Origin of the sequence: Streptomyces sp. CBMA29 (assembly GCF_014596445.1) — a bacterium.
Taxonomy (GTDB): domain Bacteria; phylum Actinomycetota; class Actinomycetes; order Streptomycetales; family Streptomycetaceae; genus Actinacidiphila.
This window is the reverse complement of sequence record NZ_MECL01000220.1, coordinates 139,968-160,751: the sequence shown is the minus strand read 5'-3', so window position 1 is coordinate 160,751 and position 20,784 is coordinate 139,968. Positions and strand designations below refer to the sequence as shown.

12 protein-coding genes are annotated in these 20,784 nt (G+C 67.0%); 3 read left to right on the top strand and 9 right to left on the bottom strand.

Features of this window, described 5'->3' with window-relative positions:
- The first annotated feature begins 113 nt into the window (after positions 1 to 113).
- Positions 114 to 371, top strand: a complete 258-nt coding sequence (locus tag BGM09_RS39010; RefSeq protein WP_188284846.1) for an FAD-dependent oxidoreductase — start codon at positions 114 to 116, stop codon at positions 369 to 371.
- On the opposite strand, the gene BGM09_RS29980 is transcribed toward BGM09_RS39010, so the two are convergent.
- Both BGM09_RS29980 and BGM09_RS29975 read right to left on the bottom strand, forming a co-directional pair.
- On the bottom strand, positions 352 to 1,134 hold the full coding sequence (locus BGM09_RS29980) for a hypothetical protein (RefSeq protein ID WP_188284845.1): 783 nt from the start codon (positions 1,132 to 1,134) through the stop codon (positions 352 to 354). The genes BGM09_RS39010 and BGM09_RS29980 overlap by 20 nt on opposite strands.
- Before the next feature lie 26 nt (positions 1,135 to 1,160).
- Positions 1,161 to 8,045: an RHS repeat-associated core domain-containing protein gene (locus BGM09_RS29975; protein WP_188284844.1), complete on the bottom strand. Its 6,885-nt coding sequence runs from the start codon at positions 8,043 to 8,045 to the stop codon at positions 1,161 to 1,163.
- 433 nt (positions 8,046 to 8,478) lie between these two features.
- On the opposite strand from BGM09_RS29975, the gene BGM09_RS39005 reads away from it, so the two are divergent.
- Complete coding sequence (locus BGM09_RS39005; RefSeq protein WP_188284843.1) at positions 8,479 to 14,157, top strand: LamG-like jellyroll fold domain-containing protein; 5,679 nt, start codon at positions 8,479 to 8,481, stop codon at positions 14,155 to 14,157.
- A gap of 64 nt (positions 14,158 to 14,221) precedes the next feature.
- Positions 14,222 to 15,148 (top strand): LysM peptidoglycan-binding domain-containing protein, encoded by a 927-nt coding sequence (locus BGM09_RS29965; RefSeq protein WP_317452951.1) that lies wholly within the window; start codon positions 14,222 to 14,224, stop codon positions 15,146 to 15,148.
- Positions 15,149 to 15,501: 353 nt separating this feature from the next.
- Here the strand turns inward: BGM09_RS29965 and BGM09_RS29960 are convergent, their stop codons facing one another.
- From BGM09_RS29960 to BGM09_RS29930, 7 genes are all read right to left on the bottom strand, one after another.
- The gene (locus BGM09_RS29960) at positions 15,502 to 15,711 is read right to left on the bottom strand and encodes a hypothetical protein (protein ID WP_188284842.1); all 210 of its coding nucleotides are present in this window, start codon (positions 15,709 to 15,711) and stop codon (positions 15,502 to 15,504) included.
- A gap of 146 nt (positions 15,712 to 15,857) precedes the next feature.
- The gene (locus BGM09_RS29955; protein ID WP_188284841.1) at positions 15,858 to 16,337 is read right to left on the bottom strand and encodes a hypothetical protein; all 480 of its coding nucleotides are present in this window, start codon (positions 16,335 to 16,337) and stop codon (positions 15,858 to 15,860) included.
- The gene (locus tag BGM09_RS29950; RefSeq protein ID WP_317452958.1) at positions 16,337 to 16,702 is read right to left on the bottom strand and encodes a hypothetical protein; all 366 of its coding nucleotides are present in this window, start codon (positions 16,700 to 16,702) and stop codon (positions 16,337 to 16,339) included. Before BGM09_RS29950 ends, BGM09_RS29955 begins: the two co-directional genes overlap by 1 nt.
- Positions 16,695 to 17,222, bottom strand: coding sequence for a Hint domain-containing protein (locus tag BGM09_RS29945; protein ID WP_188284840.1), 528 nt, complete (start codon positions 17,220 to 17,222; stop codon positions 16,695 to 16,697). Before BGM09_RS29945 ends, BGM09_RS29950 begins: the two co-directional genes overlap by 8 nt.
- Entirely contained in the window at positions 17,219 to 18,718 is a 1,500-nt protein-coding gene (locus BGM09_RS29940; protein ID WP_188284839.1) for an RHS repeat-associated core domain-containing protein, read from the bottom strand. Before BGM09_RS29940 ends, BGM09_RS29945 begins: the two co-directional genes overlap by 4 nt.
- A gap of 151 nt (positions 18,719 to 18,869) precedes the next feature.
- Entirely contained in the window at positions 18,870 to 20,033 is a 1,164-nt protein-coding gene (locus BGM09_RS29935; protein WP_188284838.1) for an RHS repeat domain-containing protein, read from the bottom strand.
- Between the two features lies 1 nt (position 20,034).
- Positions 20,035 to 20,292 (bottom strand): hypothetical protein, encoded by a 258-nt coding sequence (locus BGM09_RS29930; protein ID WP_188284837.1) that lies wholly within the window; start codon positions 20,290 to 20,292, stop codon positions 20,035 to 20,037.
- Positions 20,293 to 20,784: the final 492 nt, after the last annotated feature.

Sequence of the window (20,784 nt, the reverse complement as noted above, 5' to 3'; positions counted from 1 at the left end):
TTCGCATCCGTCATTGCAGGTCCGCGACCGTAAGGTCGTACGTCACCGCCGCCGTGTGGTAATTGCGGACCGCGGTAAGTCGACATGCACGTCGGCTCGCGACCGGCGCCACGGTGGCCGAGGTCAGGGTGACGGGCCTGGACGATCCATCGTTCGGTCCCGTCGTCGTCAACTGCTCCGGTCTCGGCTCACGTCAACTCGCCAACGACCGCGACCTCCGCCCCATCCGCGGCCAGCACGTCATCATCACCAACCCCGGCATCACCGACTTCTTCTCCGAGGACACCGGCACCTCCCTCGACCCGGCCGCCGCCGAAGCGATCCTCCGCCGCTGCACAGCCGCCGTACCCGTCATGGCCGGTCGTACTTGAGGGATCGAATGATGTCGGCCGCAGCGTCGGCGGCATCGAAATCTTCGCGGTTTCCACGGCTTGCCCGCACGATCTGCTCTTCGGCCGAAGCCCTGGCATCAAGGAAAACGTTGTGCGGCGCCCATGGGGCCTGCCCGCGCAACCAATGGACGAGTCGAGTGAGGCGCGCGGACCTCAGCGCTTCCGCTCGGGGCGACGCGTCGCTGAGATCTCTCACCCACTCTCCGAGGATGAGATCGAGAGCGTTGGCCAGGCGGTGAAGGGGAAGGTCGTGCTCGCTCAAGATCAGATGAAGAGCGGCATCGGCATCCACGGCGAGACCCGTGACGCCACCGATCGGAGGAATTGACAACTCCAGTACGGTGCCGATCTCGACTTCTCCTTCACCTCGGTCGAGCACCAGGTCGACGCGGGACGCTCGCTTGGGATCATCGACCCGGATGGTCAGGTGGTAGGTCCCCGGCTTACCGAGCTTCTTCGTGAAGCGGCTCACGTTCTCGACATCGAAGGCAGCCAGCGTCCCGTCCGGCAGATCCACGATCCCGTCGAATACGGTCTCTCCCACCGCGGTGTGCGGGCCACGCCAAAGCTTGATGAGCACTGGCGCTACTTGTGCCAGCGCTGGAACCCCGAGGTGCTGGTGGACCTCGGACGCATGCACCGAACCATCGAGTGGAACGTCAGCGTAGTCCTCGACGAAACCGGTCGAACCAATGATCAGGACGGGGTGATTGAGTAGTATTCCCGCGAATCCGATCTCCACCCGAACACACCCTTCATAAAGCTCGACTAACCGCTTGTGTGACTGTCGATGATCGAGGACAACAGTTCATAATATCCGTCGACGCTTGGGTCGGGCATATTGAAGTGGTCACGCATGAGCTTTTGCGCCCTGGTCACAGCTCTGGACTGTGCGGTACTACATGCCGGGCAATGCGGAAAGAGCCTCTGCTCGGCATCAGGTGCAAGCCCGGTGGGTGGCTGATGGTCGCCGACCGTAGTTTCTCCCTCTTTGGTCAATTCGCCACAGCTGTGACACCTAAGTCCTTGCATTGCCGCCGATTCGATATCAGAAACATCCGCAGATGTGGCCTCGACCGAGAAATCCGCATGCGGACCCTGCCGGATCAACTCTGCCTGCCGAGCCGTCAACGTCGTGTCGCAGTTGTGGACCAGGACCGCCGTGCCGCCCGCCAGCACATAGTACGAGTGGAGGTTCGCGACCGTGAGGTCGTACGTCACTGCCGTCGTGTGGTAATTGCGGACCGCGGTGACGACGGCGGTGGTGCCGTCGGACTGGCGGAGGTGGGTGCCGGGGGTGAGGTGGGAGGCGTCAGTCCACTGGGAGGTGCTGACGTTCCAGAAGGGGTGGTGCCACGTGGTGGTGAGAACGGCCGCCGGGGCCGCCGCGGTCTTCCGGGGCGCCTTCCCCGTGGACGCGGACGTGGACGGCGTGATCGTCAGCGCTGTGAAGTCGTGGTCCGTGGTCGTGCGGATCACGCGCTGGACGACGTGCGCGGAGGTCTCGCCGGTCTGCGGGTCGGTGGACATCACCACGTCGCCGACCCGGACCTTGGCGATCGAGACGGTGGCACCGCCCGCCTCGAGGACGGGGGTGTTGCCGGTGAAGCTGTGCGGGACGAGGCAGGACGCGGCGTCCTCGGCCAGGTCGCCGGCCTCCTTGTCCGCCAGGTCCTCTCCCGCCTCCAGTGCGGCGATCTCCAACTCGTCCTCACCGCCCGTGGCGAGGAAGCCCGCGACCAGGGCACCGGCCTTGATACAACCGCCGACGGACGGATCGGATACACAGCCGACGACGTCGGCCGCGCCCGAGGCGTGGTAGACGAACTTCCCGGCGTTCTCCGCGATCCCCGTGGCCTTCTTCCACCACGGCTTCTTCGGTTTGGCCTTCGGCTTCGGCTGCGGATGGGTCAGCTCGTACTGGCCGATGAGGTAGGAGATGGCCTGGCGGTAGACGAGGTTGGCGTACTTCTGGGTCGCGTGACCGTGGCTGTCGGTGTAGCCCTCGTCGTGGTACCAGTCGTGCATCACATGGACGTTTCCGAAGCCGAGCCCGGTCACGTCGTCGTAGAGCATCGTGCCGGTCGGGTCGGAACCGGTGACCGGGTCGTTGCCCGCGTAGTCGTAACCGCCGAGTTGCGTCGGATCGTTGGCCTCGAAGACCGGGTCCGGTGACATGAACCGGCCGCTGGACGGGTCGTACTCGCGCGCTCCCAGGTTCTCCAGTCCCGTCGCCGGGTCAGGTGTGCCGCCCACGTACCCGTCGTCGCCGCCCGGCCACGCCGACGGCGCAGTGCGCTCCTGGCCGAAGGGCAGGTAGGAGCGGCGCGTCGGGGCGAGCGTCTGGTAGTCGATGGCGAGGCTGTCGGTGCCCTGCCGGTCCGGGATCAGATACTGCACGTCGCCGGTGCTGGACCGCTCGGCGACGGTGTCGCCGCCGAGCTCGTAGTAGCGCGTGCCGGACAGCGTGTGTGTGGAGGTGTCCTCCACGATCTGCTGGCCGGCCGCGAACAGCGTGGCCTGTCCGGGGTCGGTGCGCAGGACGAGATTGCCGTCGGTGTCGTACAGGTAGTTCGTGGTCCCGCCGGTCGCGGTGTCGGAGAGCGAGCCGAGTTTGCCCTGGTCGTTCCAGTTGAGGGTCTGGGTGCCGGCCTGCGTCGTGATGCTGGTGTCGTCACCGGCCGCGTCGTACGTGTACGAGGCGGTGTGCGCGGTCGCGCCCGGACCGCTCGACGTGGTGTTGCTCAGGGTGTGCGGCCGGACCGAACCAGTGCCCTGCGCCGGGTAGTTGTACGCGGTCGTGGTGTCCGTGGAGACCGTCCCGGCCGTGTCGTGGTCGGTCTGCGTCTCGCGGTTTCCCGCCGCGTCGTAGGTCCAGGACTGCCAGTACGGCTGAGGCCCTCCCACCGTGGCGCTGTTGCCCGGTGCCGGAGTGGCCGAACAGGCGTCGGTGGCGGTCCAGGCAGCGGACAACCGCGTGGCGTAGTCGTACTGGAAGCACTGGGTGTCGGTGACCGCGCCGCTGTTCTGCTTGTCGGTGGTCGTGGTCACCAGCCCCGCGCCGCCGGAGACATCGGCGCTGCTGTAGCCGTACTTGGTGTCGTCCACGACGGTCGCTGACGTGGCGGTCGTGGTCTGGGCGTCGGTGAGGCGCTGGGTCTGCTCGTCGTACGTCAGGCGCAGCGCGGCCCAGTTGCCGGAGGTGCCCATGGTGTACTGGAGCGGTTTGCCCAACTCGTCGTATCCAACTGCCTCGACGTAACCCCAGCTCGCGGAGGTGCCGTTGCTCCCGACGCTCGTCGGCTGCCCGTACAGGTCGTAGCCGAAGAAGACCTGCTCGCTCGGCAGCCCGCCCGACGCGGGGTAGGTGTGGCTCGCCAGGATGCCCTGAGGCGTGTAGGTGTCGCTCGTCAGGTATCCGCCCGATGGGGCGAGTGCCGCTGCCGCGGCGGGCAGATTGGCCAGCGTCTCCTTTTGTGCCGCCGGCAGTTCGAAGCTGTTGTAGCCCATGACCGCGGTGGTCACCGCGGGACTCGTCGTGCCCAACTGGTAGGACGTGGACGAGGTGAGCAGACCCTTCTTAAGGGTGTCGTAGACCCAGGCGCCCGTCTCGTTCGCGGCCGACGGGGCGGCGTTGCCGGTGGTGTCGTAGGTGAACGTCTTGCGGCCGTCGGCGTCGTAGCTGTACGTCGTCTGCTTGCCGCGCGCGTCGGTCGAGGCGAGCAGTTGTCCCGCGTTGTCGAAGGTCGACGAGCTGGTGCCGGTGTCCGGGTCCGTGGCCGAGGTCTGGTTGCCGAGGAGGTCGAAGCCCCAGGACCAGACATTGCCCGCGACGTCCGTCTCGCCGGTGCGGTTGCCGCTCGCGTCGTAGGTGTAGTGCAGGGCGGAGTAGTCGGCGGCCGGGTCGTTTACCGGATCGGCCGGGACGCCCTTGTGGTACTGGTATTCGGCGGTGGTGTTGCCCCGGGCGTCGGTGAAGGTGCTCTGCGGGACGCCGCCCTGCGGCGGGAGCGTGGTGGTGACGTTGCCGCCGTAGACGGTGGTCGTCCGCCAGGTCTCGGTGGCGAGCTTGTAGGAGATGGCGGCTGTCTGCCGGCCGGCTCCGTCGTACAGATAGCCCGTCTCGGACGGCACGTCGCCGGACTGCGCCGGGTCGATGACGGCCGAGAGCGGAGATCCGTTGTAGTAGGGATCGGTGGTGCTCGCCTGTAGCCCGTCGGTGTTGTAGACGGTGTCGGTGATCAGCCGGCCGCCGTCCTGCGTGGCGGCCTGGGTCTCCCGCTGCCGCAGCAGTGTGTCGTAGAGGACTTCGCTGGTGCGGTAGGTGTTGTTCGCGTCGTTGTTGAGCGTCTGCGTGGTGACGATCGACGGGCCCGAAGCGGAGATGGTGTAGGTGTGCTTGTCGGCCGCCGCCGTGATGCCGGGCTTGAAGTCGGCGGTCACCCGGCCCAGCGCGTCGTACTGGTGCTTGGTCACATAGCCCGCGGCGTCGGTGGACTGAAGTGCCAGGTCGCGCAGCGGGTCGTACGTCGTCACCGTCTGGTACGTCTTCGGATCGGTGATCGTGACCGAGGTCGGCGACGCCCCGGTCGACGGGGTGTACGCGGTACGGGTGGTGCGGTTGTCGGCGTCGGTCGAGGTCAGCGTCCGGCCGTATTCGTCGACCGTGCTGCTGGACATGGTGACGAACGACGGCGTGGAGCCGCTGTACGACGCGGCGTTCTGCTTCATCGTCACGGTGCCCGCGGTCGGGGCCGTGCCGAAGACGGTCGAACCGTCGTAGTAGGTACGGGTGTCGGAGACGGCGTCGCGCGGGAGGACAGGCGTCGTGGCGCACTTGACGGCGACGGTGGTGTTCTCATCCGGGGCGTCGAGGATCCAGGCGGTGTTGTTGTCCGCGTAGGCCGTGGTGGCGCACTGGTCGTCGGCCGCCGTGGTGACGTCGCCGAGGTCGTCGGTCCTGGTGACCCGGCCGTACGAGTCGTGGGTGTAGTCGGTCTCGGTCTCGCCGGTACGGCCGTCGGAGTACGGGGTGTAGACGCGTTCCCTGCTCTGACCGGTGAGATAGGAGGTCTGGGCGGGCAGCGTGTCGCCCAGGCTGTGGGCCGCCCGGGAGGCCGAGGTCCACGGGTCGGTGACGGTGTCGGTGATCACCTTGCCGCTGCCGGCGCCGTCGTACTGGACGGTCTCGTACGCCATGCCGGCGTACTGGTCGAGATCGGTGACCGCCGGGTCGCCCCGGGAGTCGGTGATCGTGGCCGAGCGGGTGCCCTTGTTCGGCAGGGTGTCACCGTCCATGCCCCGGAAGTAGGTGTAGTCGCTCTCGGTGACCGGGTCAGGGGCGTTGCCGGTGGTGACCTTCATGCCCTGGAAGCCGCGGAACTGGTTCCAGGTCAGCTCGTTGGCGAGCGTCAGCGGTCCGTCGTCGTAGTGCCAGGCCGGTGTGCCGATCGGCGTGTAGTGCGTGGTGATGTCGTCGTTGTCGGCGGGCAGGCCGCTCGGACCGATCTTCGTCTGGTCCTGTTCGGTGACGGCGGTGACGATGTACTTGTTGAACCAGTCCAGCATCGGCGTGCTGTGGCCGTCGGGCGTCCAGTACGAGGGATAGCAGAGCTTGGTGTTCTGGCTCGGGTCGCTGGGGGTGCCGGAGGCGCAGGCCGCCGAGGAGTAGTCGACGCTGATGATCTCGCCGGTCTCGGTGGTGACGGTGTCCAGCCGGTGCCGGGTGATCGGGGGGTATCCGTCGGTGACGTCCACCCGGTTGGCCAGCGGCCGGCCGGCGAGCGTGACGGGCGGCAGCGGCACCGCGGCCGTGGGGCCGGTGCCCTTGGTGTCCTGCCCGGTACGGACGATGGTGGACAGCCACAGCGAAGGCGTCGTCGCGTCGCCGGTGGGCGGGAAGGTGTGGGTGAAGGCGTAGGCGTCCACGTTGGTGAGCGTGGTGCCGACGAGGGCCTGGGTCTGGATGCCGGTCAGCTCGTACTTCGACCAGAAGGTGGGGCTGGTGACGGAGCAGGCCGCGTTCTGAGCGCACTGAAGGTCGAACGGGACGTCCGGCCAGTCCTTGGCGGTGGACGAGGTGAGGGTGGAGGTCGCGCAACCGGTGGCGGAGGTGTCGCAACGGCCGTTGACCGCGAAGGTGATACGGCCTGCGGGCGTGGTGCTGTACACCTGACCGGCCCGCTGCCCGTAGTCGATCCTGCTCAGGTAACCGCCGCGCGTGTAAGCGGTGTTGGCCGTGGTGCCCTTGTCCCTGGCGTAGTAGCCGGTGTCGTCGGTGTACCAGTAGGAAACGGCGTCCTGGTGGGGGTCGACGACGTAGTCGAGATTCCAGCGGTACGCCTGCTGGCACCAGGAGCTGGCGAACGTCGCGTTGTAGCAGGGCTGTCCGGAGACGGTCGCGTAGACCGGCTCGGTCCAGACGGAGTTCGTGGCGGCGTCACCAGAGGCGTATCCGGGCAGTTGATCGAGGCCGAAGTAGTACTGCGTGCCGTCGTCCGTGGTGACGATCCAGTATTCGCCGTTGTGGGCGCCGTTGGGCGCTCCGGTCTTGTACTCGATGCGCTCGTCGGCGTCGTCCTGCGGATGGTAGGCACCGGTCGTGTCGTCCTTGATCAGAACGGAGGAGCGCCCGGCCAGCGACATGGTGAGGGTGTTGCTGTCCGACCAGCAGCTGTCCTCGGTCTTGGTGACGCCCGCGGGGTTCTGGTCGCAGGACTGGTAGGAGCGCTCGATGAAGCCGGGGTCGTAGTCGAAACCGTCGCCGATCGGGGACGCCTGGTTGTTCGTCGAGGAGGTCAGGCCGTCCTGCGACTGGGAGCTGTAGTCCAGCGAGACCTTGGGAGCGAGGCCGCCGGGGACGGTCGGCGTGACGATCGGGTACGACCAGTCGAAGCCGTCGGAGCTGCCGCCGGCCTGCCAGGTCGACGACGGCTGGAGCGAGGTGGCGGTGAAGCTGCCGCCGCCGCCCCCGGCGCCGCTTTCGGCGGCGAAAACGGTGGCCGTGGACGCGGAGGCCAGGGTGACGTCCGCGGTGAGGGTCTTCCCGGCGACATCGTTCGTCACGGGAGTCGCCACGCCGGTGCGGCAGCCGGTCCTGCCCGGCGTGGTGAGTACGCATGCCGGAAGCGCGACGAGGCGCAGGCGGGAAGCCCAGTCGCCGCCGAATGCATGGGTGAACGCGCCGTAGTCGAGGGTGAGTCCGACGTTCTTGGGCCCGGACGCGGCGGACGCGCTGCCCTGGGTCAGGGAGAGCAGAACGCCGTTGACGCCCGCGGCCTCGGCGTCACCGCGGGGCAGCACCCGTACACCGACGGAGACCGGTGCCGCGGAGTCCGCTCGGTCGGCCGCGGACCCGGCACCGGTCGCCGCTCGCTTGCCGTTCCGGCTGTCGTGTCCGCCGGGGCCGATCCACAGCGGAAGGGACCCGGCGCGCCTGGCGACGGGAGCGGCGCCGGAGTCCACGGTGACGTTCGCCTGCCCGCTCGGCCAGGCGACGGCGCCTGCCTTGTATGCCGGCATGGTCGCCGCCTCGCGGTAGTGCGGGGTGACCGTGCTGACCGGTACGGAAGCGGTCCTGGGCGGGCTCGGCGGTCCCTTGGGGGCCGTGGCCTGCGCCGGAACAGCCTGCAACAGTGCGGCGCACACCGCCATCGCACCGACCGTCGCGGCGGCCGAGCGCGTCCTGGTGCGCCGCCACCGCCGAGGCGATGCCGCCGTGCCGGCGGACCTCGCCCTGTCACGCCGATACCAACTCCCGTGGAGAACCACGTGTCCCGCCCCTCACGATCAGCGCGGTCCGCACCGGACCGGAACGGAAGTTAGCAACGGCACATGGCCTCCCACCGCCCATTGCCAAGTACGTACCAACTCTTTGCTGTCACTACTTCCCCACACTTCCATCACATTCGGGCGGAATTGGCCGCTCCGCACGAGAATGGCTCTGGCCTGCGAACTCTCGCTCTCCTAGCGTCGGATCGGCCGGATCCACCGGCCTTCTCGACAGGGAGAGCCCGTGATGCGCACGCACCACACACCCGCCCCCAGGGGTGGGACCAGTCGGTCAGTGCGACCGAGGACTGCCGTCGTGGCGGCGCTCGTGCTGCTCGCCTCGGCTGCCACGGCGGCGCCGGCCTTCGCCGTACCGCCCCAGCAGCCGGACGGATCACACACCACCGGTCCCGGGCACTCCGCTCCTGTCACCGCGGACCACGCGGCCGGCCCCGACGTGCCGCGGCTCGCGGACGGCTACGGTCCCAACGCCGCACAGCAGAAGGCGATGCAGGCCGCCGCGGCCACCGCGAAGGCGACCGGCAAACCCACCGTCGTCAACGCGCTCACCGCTCCCGACCAGCAGCTCACCGCGCTTCCGGGCGGCGGCTTCCAACTGGACGCCAATCCCCTGCCGGTGCGCACCGAGAAGAACGGTGCCTGGGTCCCGGTCGACACCACGCTCCAGGCACGCGGCGGGAGTTGGGCGCCGACCGCGACCGCGTACGGCTCGGTCTCCTTCTCCGGCGGCGGTACGACGGCGCTGGTCAGAAGCACCTACGACGGGGTCACCATGACCGTACGGTGGCCGCAGGCACTGCCGAAGCCGGTCGTTCACGGCAGCACGGCGACCTATCCCGACGTGTTCCCCTCGGTCGACCTCCAGGTGAGTGCCACCGAAAGCGGCGGATTCAGTGACACTCTGGTCGTCAAGTCGGCTTCGGCAGCCGCGAATCCAGCCCTGGCACGGATACGGCTGAGCACCACGGTGGGCGGCGGCAGCATCCGGCAGACGAAGGACGGGCTCGGCGTACGCAGCGGCAAGGGCGACGAGATCCTCACCGCCGCCACCGCGCTGATGTGGGACTCCAACAAGAAGCTCCCGGCGCAGCAGCACGCGACGACCCGTACCGCGGCAGACCCCTCGGACGCGGCCCACGCCGGTCTCGCGGCAAGGGTGGCGCTGGTCGGCACCCGGGCGACCCCCTCGGCGATCACCCTCTCGCCCGACCGGCGGCTGCTGAAGGCGCCCTCGACGGTCTTCCCCGTCTACATCGACCCGACCTTCAACTGGCATCCGACCACCGGCGGCACACCCGCGTTCGACGAGGTCAAGCAAGGCTGCCCTGGCGTCTCCTTCTACGACAAGACGACGCAGCTCGCCGACAGCGGAAACCTCGGCGTCGGATACAACGGGTGGCAGGAGGGCGACTGCCACACGGGTGACGAGCACGCCATCTACCAGTGGAAACTGCCCTCCACGCTCTTCGGCGCCGACATCAACAGCGCGAGCGTCGAAGCCACCGAGGTCTACACCGCAGCCTGCTCGGGCACGTACGCGGTCAACCTGCACTGGTCGGGGGGCATCGGCTCGGGCACCGACTGGAGCAACCGGCCCAAGTACAACAGTTACTCGACCGCGGTGAACTTCGGCCGGTCGTACAACCCCGACCTGTGCCCCGGCAATGACACGGTGAGCCACGGTTTCAACGTCCTCACTCCGATCAAGGCCGATGCCTCGGCACATGCGACGTCGTTCACCGCCACCCTCAGCGAGGACAGCCCGGAGAAGTCCCACAACGACCTCGGCTTCTCCCGCTTCGGGCACAACCCGAGCCTCCAGATCGAGTACAACAACCGTCCGTCGGTGCCGACCGCCTCGACCATGGCGGCCGTCTCCGGCAGTCATGACGCGGCATGCGACACCACCGCCCCGTACCCCGTCATGGGCAAGACCCTGGCCAGCACGCCACCGGTCCTGGAGGCCAAGGTGTCGGACAAGGACGGCGACAAGCTCAGGGCGACGTTCCAGTACTGGGTGGACGGCAGCACCGCGACCAAACCCACCGGCCTGAGCAACGACAGCCTGACGAGCGGCACCTACGCGAAATACACACTCCCGGCGAGCTTCGTCTCCGGCCTCACCAACGGCAAGACCGTCGACTGGCAGGTCGAGGTCACCGACGGCAAGGACTCCACCACCTTCACTCAGTCCCCCACCTGCCACTTCACCGCCGAACCCACCGCCCCCGACGCTCCGGACGTCACCTCGGAGAACGATCTGTTCCCCAACACCGATCAGGACGGCGGCGCCGGCGCGCCGGCCGGCACCGCGGGGAAGTTCGACGTGGCCACCTCCGGCGGCAGCAGCGCGACCAAGTTCGTGTGGTCGGTGGACGTCCCGCCGGCGACGAGCAACCCGCCGGCCGCGCAGACCGTGACCGCCACCGCCAACGCCGCGACCCTCACGGTCACTCCCTACTCCCCCGGGCCGCACACCCTGTGGGTATACGCCGTTGACGCGGCCGGTGACGAATCCGGCACCACGGGATATCCGTTCCTCGCCGTCGGTGACCCCGGCAGCGCCTGCGCCAGCCTGACCGCGTGCTTCAACAACACCGGCATCAGCTCCGACAGCAACACCGCGCAGGCCGACATCGACGGGAGCGGCGACAGCTTCTCGGCCACGGACCTGGCGAACGCCGGGTGGGCCAGCGGCGGAAAGGTCACCGTCGACGGGGCCACCTTCACGCTGCCCGCCTTCGGCGCCGGTCAGAAGGACAATGTCCTCGCCGCCGACCAGACGGTCTCCTTCAGCGGATCCGGCAGCGCGCTGGAATTCCTCACCACGGCGACCGACTCCCAGCTCGCCACTCCCGGAGCGATCGACGGCGATCAGACGGCGCCCTACGTGCCCGCGGGCCGGACGGTCTCCGGCTCGTACTGCTTCGACGGCACCGATCCGCAAGGGGCCTGCGCGGCTGCCGGTTCGGTCAACTACACCGACGGCACGACGTCCAGGTACTACCTGACCGTCCCCAACTGGTGGGACATGAGCGGGTCACTGCCGGCGGTCTCGCTGCCGCACCGCAACGACGGCAGCGGCACGCACGCCAGCGCCCACGGGCTGTTCGCGTTCTCGGTACCCACCGACCCGGCCAGGACCATCGCCTCCGTCACCCTGCCGGACGTCGGCAACCACATCGGCTTCCAGAACCAGACCCTGCACATCTTCGGCATGGCCACCCGCAACACCACCGCCGGTACCCCGGAGGCCAACGGCACGTACAAGGCCCCGGCCGCGGGGCAGAGCTGGACCGGCGCCTGGGCCAACCCCAACGAGAACAACTCCAACCTGCTCAGCGGTTCGGTGAATTACAGCAACCAGACGTTCCGAACGGCTCTTCAGCCCTCGATCTCGGGCGGCACCGTACGCGTCAAGCTCGACAACGGCGAGGGCACGAGCAAGCTGAGCATCGGCCATGCCACCGTCGCGCTGAGCTCTAACGCCACCGCGTTCACCCCGGTGCCCTCGGGCACCCCGACCTCCCTCACCTTCGGCGGCGCCCAGTCCGCGACCGTGCCGGTCGGCGGCATGGTGTACAGCGACCCGATCAACTTCGCCGTCACCGCCGGGCATTACCTGCTGCTCTCGTACCAGCTCACCAACTCGGTGCCCTACGTGGTGACGCATTCGTACGCCAACGGTTCGTACTCCTATGTGAGCGCCGTGGGCTCGGGAGACCTCACCACGAGCACCAGCGCCACTCCCTTCACCACGACCGCCGCGGCGTACGGCAACTTCACACAGCTCGTCACCGGACTCGACGTTCAGACAGCGGGCGTGCCGACCGAGGCGGTGCTGGGTGACCATCTGGTGGACCCGTTCCAGCCCAACACCACACCACCGAATTCCAACGGCTCCCGGGTGTCGGACGCCCTGGCCTCAGCCGAGCCCACGACCGCCGCTCCCTTCGGCGTGCTGGCCGAAGGCATCGAGTCGAACCAGCTCATGACCGACAACCCCGAGACGTACCAGGGCAGTCCGATCGGCGGACCGTCGGCGCTGTCGCGGATCGACCGCGACGTCCTGGACCAGCCGGGCATCAACACCGTCGTCGTCGACGAGGGCCTGGAAGACCTCCTGGGAGGCACGTCGTCCAGCACCGACCTGGAGACCAACGGATACACCGCCCTGATACAGCAGTTGCAGGCCTGGGGGATCAACGTCGTCCTGACCTCCCTGACGCCCTGCCAGGGCTACAACGGGGACGGGGCCACCGCCAACGACCCTTGCACCTCGACGGTCGACGACAACCGCACCGACGTCAACGCCTTCCTCGGCGCAATGAACCTGGGCAACCCCTGGTCGGCTCCTGCGACGTATTTCGCGGACCTCGACTCCGCGGTCGCGGTGCCCGGCGCGTACCACGGCGAGGAGCGGCTGGCGCCCTTCGCGGACAGCGGTGATCACGTCAACCTGAGCCTGCGGGCCTACGGCTCCATCGCCAATGCCCTGCTGACACCGCAGGACACGTGGGCGATGGACGACGGCACCGGCATGCCGGTGGTGACGGACACCGCGGCCACAGACACGGCGCAGACTCCGGGCACGGTCCTGAACCCCAATACCGGCAACGCCACGCTCACCCTCTCCGCGACCGGCGCCACCTGGGGTGACGACGCGCTGCGCGGCACCGTGCTGAACCTCGACGGAACCGACGGCACCGCTTCAAGCGCCTCACCCGTGCTGGACACCAGCGGCAGCTTCAGCGTCTCGGCCTGGGTCAAGCCAGGTTCCCTGCCCACGCACAACATGACCATCGCCGCCCAGGAGGGCAGCCAGAACAGCGCCTTCTACCTTCAGTACAACTACTCCCACACCAGCGCCCCCACCTGGGCCTTCGCCACCACCAGCGCGGACGTGAGCGGTCCCGCCTTCAGCTACGCGTACGCCACCGGCCCGTCGGCGAATCTGTGGACACACCTCGTCGGCGTGTACAACGCGGCAACGAAGACGACCCAGCTCTACGTCAACGGCGCTCTCGCCGGTTCGGCCAGTGGTGTGACGGCGTGGAACGCTCCTGACGCCTTCACCGTCGGCCGGGGCCTGTACAACGGCAGCCCCGGCGACTTTCTGTCCGGCTCTGTCAGCGGCGTCCATGCCTACGACTACGCCGTCACCGGCAACCAGGCCGGAGCCCTGTACCAACAGGGGGTCGCGGGTGGCGGTCCGTACACCTTCGCGGACACCGTGGACGTCAACGGAGACGGCACCTCGGACCTGGTGGCCGAGACGCCGTCGGGCGACCTGTGGATGTACCCCGGCGACGGCACGCACGGCCCCGACACCGCCAACGGCACCCTCGTCGGCTGGGGATTCTCCGGCTACACCGTGGCCGGCATCGCGGACTTCAACGGCGACGGCTATGCCGACATCGTGGCGAAGGACGCCACGGGCCTTCTCTGGCTGTATCCCGGTGACGCGGACCACGACACCTCGACCGCCCGTGTCGAACTCGGTACCGGCTGGACCAATTACGTCTTCGCCGGTGTCCGGGACTGGAACGGTGACGGGCACCCGGACGTCATCGCCGAGGACGCCAGCGGGAACCTCTGGATGTACCCCGGCAACGGCGGTATCAACGGCACCATCACCCTCGGCACCCGCGTCCAGATCGGCACCGGCATGAGCACGTACACCCTGGAGGGCATGGCCGACTGGGACAAGGACGGGCACATGGACATGCTCGCCATGGACTCGACCGGAATCCTCTGGCTCTACCCCGGCGACGCCGCCCACGACACCGCGACCGCCCGTGTCCAGCTCGGCACCGGCTGGACCAGCTTCCCCGTCGCGGGCCTCGCCGACTTCAACGGCGACGGCAATCCCGACATCATCACCCGCGGTCCCGGCAGCATCCTGTGGGACTACCCGGGGAAAGGCACCCGGACAGCGTACGGAGCCCGCGTCGAGCTCGGGCTGAGCTGGTGACGGCGTCGCCTCGTCCTGTCTCCCCATTCCTCCGCCATCCGACCGACAAAGGAAAGCAACTCCGATGAACGCCCCCTCGGGACGGCACGCCAAGCCGCGGACTCCCGTCGCGCGCCGCGCCACCGTCACCGCCGCGCTCAGCGCCGCCGCCGCGGTCTCGACGGTCGTCGTGTCCAACAGCGCGGAGGCCGCGACCACCGCGCCGGGTACGACCCCGGTCACCTCCTACACCGTCGTTTCCGGCGACACCCTGTCAGGCATCGCCGTCAAGGAGCACGTGCCCGGAGGCTGGACCAAACTCGCGTCCGCCAATCACATCGCGTCTCCCTACACCATCCACCCGGGCCAACGCCTCACCCTGCCCGCCGGGTCCTACGTCACCACGCCCAGCCCCTTCCCCGTTCCTGTCACCGTCGGCAACGCCACGCAGGTGATCACCGTCAGGGCATCCGGCTCCCACGCCACGGTCACGCTCTGGCAGAAGACCAGCAAAGGCTGGCAGAAGCAGACGTCCACCACAGGCGCCCGGATCGGCTCGCACGGCATCACCAACGGAGCGACCCGCAAGCAGGGCACCGACACCACGCCCACCGGCACTTACACCATCACGCGCGGCTTCGGCCTCGGCGCCAACCCCGGTACGAAGATGCCCTACCACCAGGTCACCGCGCACGACTGGTGGGTCGAGGACCCCACCTCCGCGTACTACAACCAGATGCGCACCGACACCCAGGGCGGCTTCCACCTCACCGAGGCCGGCGACGACGGCAGCGAGCACCTCGTCAACTACCCGACCCAGTACCACAACGCCCTGGTCATCAACTTCAACACCAGCCCCGCCGTCAAGGGCCGCGGTGCCGGCATCTTCCTCCACGACCTCGGCCCCCAAGCCGGCCCCACCGGCGGCTGCGTCGCCGTACCCGCCGCCTTCCTGACCCAGGTCATGAAGTGGATCAACCCCACCGACCACCCGGTGATCGCCATCGGCTGACCCCTCGCCGGGCCCAACGCCCACCCACGGTGGCCCGCCCCCGACCGAGCGGGCCACCGCACCACATCCGCGCCGGATCGAGCGGTACGGCAAGGACAGCCACGGTCACCCGCGGCGCGGTCCCGGTTGACGCTCATCCACCACACGCACCACTGACCAGCACAGACGCCGACGAGGCCCCCGTGATTCCCAAGCTCAGAGCGCGGGTTCGATTCCCGTCATCCGCTCCATAAAGAAGCCCCAGGTCGAAGACCTGGGGCTTTGGAGTTGTCCAGACCAAATAGTGGGCCGCAGTCGTGCCAGATGGCATCCCCGTCGTCCACAACGGTCGAGGTGCGCTGCGGCATGAGTGCTCAGGCGGCGGACTCGTCCAGCGCGGCAAGGAACTTGCGGGCCTCGGCCATGGTCATGCCCGTCTCCTCCTGGACCAGGCGGACGGTGGTAAAAGAATCCTCGTTGGCCTGCGGCAGGCGAATCCTGGAGACGAGACTGCCTCCACCGGACTCCGGCGGAACCCCTTCCCGGAGGAACCGCTGACCCTCGACGGCGCTGCAGAACCCCACCGCAGCCTCCAGCGAAATGCCGGTCAACGAACGGAGTGCCTTGATCGCTTCGATTTGGGTGTCTTCGCCAGCAGCTCGGCGATATACAGCGGCAGTGAGGGGTTCATGACACACCCCTCTCGCTGCTGAGAATTTCACCAAAGAGATTAAAAAACGACATGCTCGCCGAACCTTGCTAGAAACCGCCATGACTCGTCGATTTTCGCGCTCGTCGGGAAGGCTTCGATTCTGATTCCGTGCTCCAGCTCCACGGAAAAATCTCCAATCTCAGTTACCCTGACACTCACCACGTGGATAGGGGATTGGGTCAGAAATCCCTCTAGGTTCCTGGCACCTCGGTCGTACCCACGGAGAACATCACTCGGATCCTCACCCTGACCGCCAGAGGGCGTATCGTCAATGTCGTCGGACCCCAACACGATGCGACTCGCTTGCAGAATGCGGAACGGACATCCAATATGCAGAGCGAACTCTGCCCCTTCGACTATACGCCCACTGATTTCAAGTTCCCATGAAACAGTGTCGCCGAATCCAAGAATCGCCATCCCGCCGATTCTTCCGACCTCCACAAATCTGACTCCATTGAGGCGACTAAAAGCCTCGCCGGCCTTGACGTGATCAAACATCAGCATCCTTCGCCAAAAAGATGCGTCGCCTCGTTCACAATCCCATCGTAATCGAGTCCACGCTTCGTTATTGCGTCATGAAATATTCGCTTCTCTGCTCGCGACAGAGGGCGCCCAATCTTCCTTTCGACTTCCTTCAATGCGTCGCGAGCTTGCTTGTTCTGTGTCTCACGGTCCGCTGTCGTGTGGTGACCATCGTCATCGCCATCTCCTTCATCCCAGTCCGGGATGACGAATCGTGGATCGATGTCGCCGTCACCGCCATTATGGACAAGTACCGGCGTGGTCCCAGCCAGCACATAGTACGTGTGCAGGTCCGTGACGGTCAGGTTGTAGGTGGTGGTGTGGCCGGTGTAGTTACGGATCGCCAGGACGCGGGTGGTGGTTGCGTTTGGGGAGTCGGAGTGCGTCTCCGGGGTGGAGGTCAGTGGCGTCGGTCCAGCGGTGGCGGGTCACGTCCCAGTAAGGGTGGTGCTGGGTGGAGGTGAGCTTTTGGGGCTTACCCTTGACATCAATGCTGATGTCGGTGAATTCGGTTTCGGTGAGAGTCTTGATGACTCCTTGAACCTTTTCGGGTCTTGTTTCACCGGTGAGGGGATTCGTGGCCTCGACGAGGTCCCCGACACGTATGGCCTCGATGGACTTGGTCGTCCCGTCCGCGCCTAGAACCTGTGTGTTTCCTGGGAAGCTGTTGGCCGCCCCACAGGTTTCCTTTACCAGTTTCCCCAGGCTTGATTCGGCTTCTCTGCCCGCGGTTCCGGCGGCCCTGGTGGCGCCGCGCGCCGCGACACCGGCCTCATCGGCTTCGCCCAGAACCGGTACGAGCATGAGGAGGTCGTTCGCCAGGTCGATGGCAAGGGAGCCGCAGTCCTTCCCGTGGGTCACGCAGTGGTGTTGCCGACATTGTCGTTGTTCTCGCATTCACCCCGGATCCACCTCCCAACCATCTGCCCATAGCTTTCCCTGGAGTTCATTCCTCTGGCGATCAACTCCTCACGCGGAGGGACGCGAACGCCGTCGAGGGTGGGTTGGCCGTCGGCGTAGGTGCCGACGGTCAGGCCTGGTGACGTATTGGTGCTCGCGATGGTGACCTCGGCACTGTGGCCACACGCGGTGTTATTGACACCCTTGCACTCGCCCTTACTCGAATTGCACTGTGAGAGGTCGTAGGCGCAACTGTTCTGTGTTCCGGCCGGGTCCGTACCGTTCGGGTCGCTCAGGTTGACCGGGTTGTTGTTGCTGTAGGCGTAGCCGTTCCACTGCTGGGGTTGGGCGGGGTCCAGGAGTGGGTCGGGGTTGAGGAAGCGGCCGGTTGTCGGCTGGTACTCGCGGGCACCGAGGTTGGTCAGTCCGGTGGCCGGGTCCTGGGTGCCGCCGACGAAGCCGTGATCGCCGGCCCACGCTGTGGGCTGGGTGCCGCGAGATACGCCGAACGGGTCTACGGGCCGACGGGATTCGGCAAGAGTGGTGGAATCGAGGGCGAGCGTGGCCGTGCCATGCAGGTCGGAGGACTGCCACGTCAAGGTGGAGCCCTGACGAACGGCGGTCAGGCCGTTGGGCAGTGCGTAAGTGCGTGTGCCGGTGACGGTGTTGCTCGCCGTGTTCAGCACCAGCTCGTCCGAACCGAAAAAGTGAGTCTTCTTGCCTGGCTCGGTGCGGAGGAGTTGGTTGCCGTCGGCGTCGTAGAGGTAAGTGGTGGAACCCGTTGCGCCTGTGGGGGTGATCGAGGCGAGTTCGTCTTCGGGGCTCCAGGTCAGCGTCGTCGTACCCGATGTCCCGGTGATCGCGGTGGTGTTGCCGATGGCGTCGTACTGATTCGCTGTGGCGCCCGGGTTGTTCGGACCGGTGCTCGATGTGGACATCAGTGCGTGGGGACCGCCCGTTCCACCGCCGGTGCTGGGAGAGGTGGTGGGCGTGTTCTGCTGGCCAGCCGCAGCGAACACCTGTGTCGTACTGACGTCGTTGGCCGTGTTGCCAGCCACGTCATGTTGCGTGACGCCGGTGCGGTTGCCCCGTGAGTCGTACCCGTACGAGGTCCAGTAGGCCGCAGGACCGCCGACCGTAGTGTGGCCGGCTGCCGCGCCGCTGGTGGGGGTGGCGTTCTTGCATCCACCGATGTTCGGGACCTTCGGCTGCGGTTGTGTGGTGATGCCGCCTGTGTCGGTCCAGGCAGTGGTCAGCCGGCCGAGGTAGTCGTAGCCGAAGCACTGCAAGTCGGTGAGTGACAGCGTGTTGTTGGCGATGTTCTGGATCGAGGTGAGCTGCCCGTCAGGATTGCGCGTGTACGTCGTCTGCTGAGCGGCGCCCGACTGGACGGTCTGCTTATCGACCCAGGAGGAGAGCAGCGCCCCTGTGGCCTGATCGTAGTTGTCGGTGGCCACGACCTCCGTTCCCCACGGGTTGACCGTGGTGCGAACCGGCCTGCCGAACGCGTCGTAGTCACTGGAGAGGTCGTACTCGGTCGACGAGCTTCCGTAACTGAGGAGGACACCGTTGACGTCGTAGGTGTAGTTGAGGGTCTCAGCCGGCAGGTCACCCCGTACGTCGGTGCGTGAGCTCTTCAGCGCTCCGGTGATCGGGGTTGTACGTGTCCAGTGTGGTGAAGGGGCCTGCCAGTTTGCCTTCCGTGGCGGGCAGGGTGACCTTGGTACTGGTAGGTCGGTAACCGACGTCGTAGCTCACGACCTCGGTGCTGTAAGCCTTGCTGGTGTCGCCGTTCGCATAGCGGGTGGACGCCACGGGTTGTCCCTTGGCACCGGCGATGGAGTCGTAGGTCCACGCCGCTTGAAGTACCGGTGTGGTCGACGGATAGGTCGTGCTGTGCTCGGCGGTTCGGCGGCCGATCAGGTCGTAGTCATAGCTGAGCGTGACCTTGCGGGCGTCGGTGACGGTCGCCAGCCTGCCGTCCGCATCGTAGGTCTGAGTGGTGGCACCGGTGTCCGGATCGGTCGCGCCGACCTGGCGCCCGCGAAGGTCGTACGTGTACTTCCAGGTGTCCTTGGTCGTGGCGTCGGTTCGCGAGTCCGGATTGCCGGCGGGCGTGTACGTGTACGACGTGACGTCCGCATCGGCCGCGTGGCCGGTGGGCTGGGCCGTCTTGTACTGCCAAAGCTGCGTGGCCCGCCCGAGCACGTCCGTGATGGTGCTGGTCGCCGTACCGCCGGAAGGCGGCGTCACATCCGTTTCGTCGGCGCCCGGGTACTTGTAGCCGGTGCGCCATCGCTCGATCGCGAAGGATGAGAATACCGAGGCCGTAGGACGGCCCTGTCCGTCGTAGATCGTGGATGTCTCGCCCGCTACTTGGTCATCGCCGGTGGTGAACAGCGTCGTGCCCGGCTTGGCCGAGTCGTCGTAGTGTGGAGAGCGGGTCTCGACCGGGCGCCCCTGCGAGTCATAGAAGGTGTCGGCGAGGACGCGGCCGGTGTAGGCGGAGATCCCGGGCGTGGTCTGGGTCTGCCGCACGCCGCCGAATCCGTCGAAGATTTCGACCGAGAGGTTGTACCGGGGGGTGTCACTCGTGAGCGTCGATGTCGTGACAGCGGAGGGAGCGGACGACCCATTGAGAGCGTAGGTGTACAACGTGTTCGGATTCTGGCTGGTGGTCCGTCCCGCGTTCCAGATCTTCGTCAATCGGCCCAGGGCGTCGTATGCCTCGGTAGTCACCTTGAGGTTGATGTCGCTCGTGGTGACCGCCAAGTCACGGCCGATGTCCAGAGGAGGGCAATTCGCCCGCGTGCGCCGCTGTGTAGGTCGTGGTGGTAACGGCACCGTTGGGGTGCTGTGCGTCGGTGATATTGGGGTCTGTCACCGATGTGGTGCGCCCGTAGGCGTCGTGGACACTGGTGGCCGTGGTGACGAAGACCGGGTTTCCAGCGCTGTCGAAGTGATCGACCGTCTGGGTCGCGGTGACGTTGCCGGTCGCGGTCGCCTGTCCGAACGGCCTGTCGTCATACATCGTTCGATTGGCGCACACTCACTGGTGAGCCCGAAACCGCGCTGACCAGCGCAGATATCGAGAAGGCGCCTGTGATTCCCAAGCTCAGAGCGCGGGTTCGATTCCCGTCATCCGTTCCGCTACAGATATCCAGGCCAGCGACCTGGAGCCTGTCTGTTCTCCGGACCACTTCGGGGGTCGCGTGCCGTACCCGTGCCACCAGGTCGAGAATTTCGCACGCGGATGCTCCCAATGACCGTGGCCGAACGCCGAACGCCGAGGCATTCTCGAACCCCGAGGTCCCCTTTGAGTGAGTGCGTCGGCTTCACAAATGGCAGCCATCCGTGCGGCGGCGGTAAAAGATCAAGGTGACGGTCCGCGCCCGGACGCTGAGAATTAGGGAGCTACGCGCCACCGGAGAAGAGGTCGTGCGCGGCCTCGGCCGGTGCGCCGCCGCGTTCGGACCGCCGCCAGCAGCTCTTGGTCCTGATGTATCCGGGCAGGCCCTCACGC

Bases quoted from the DNA above. Each gene is read 5' to 3' on its own strand.
- BGM09_RS29975 (WP_188284844.1), bottom strand. From the start codon at position 8,045: ATGGCGGTGTGCGCCGCACTGTTGCAGGCTGTTCCGGCGCAGGCCACG.
- BGM09_RS29965 (WP_317452951.1), top strand. From the start codon at position 14,222: ATGAACGCCCCCTCGGGACGGCACGCCAAGCCGCGGACTCCCGTCGCG.
- BGM09_RS29955 (WP_188284841.1), bottom strand. From the start codon at position 16,337: ATGTTTGATCACGTCAAGGCCGGCGAGGCTTTTAGTCGCCTCAATGGA.
- BGM09_RS29930 (WP_188284837.1), bottom strand. From the start codon at position 20,292: ATGTATGACGACAGGCCGTTCGGACAGGCGACCGCGACCGGCAACGTC.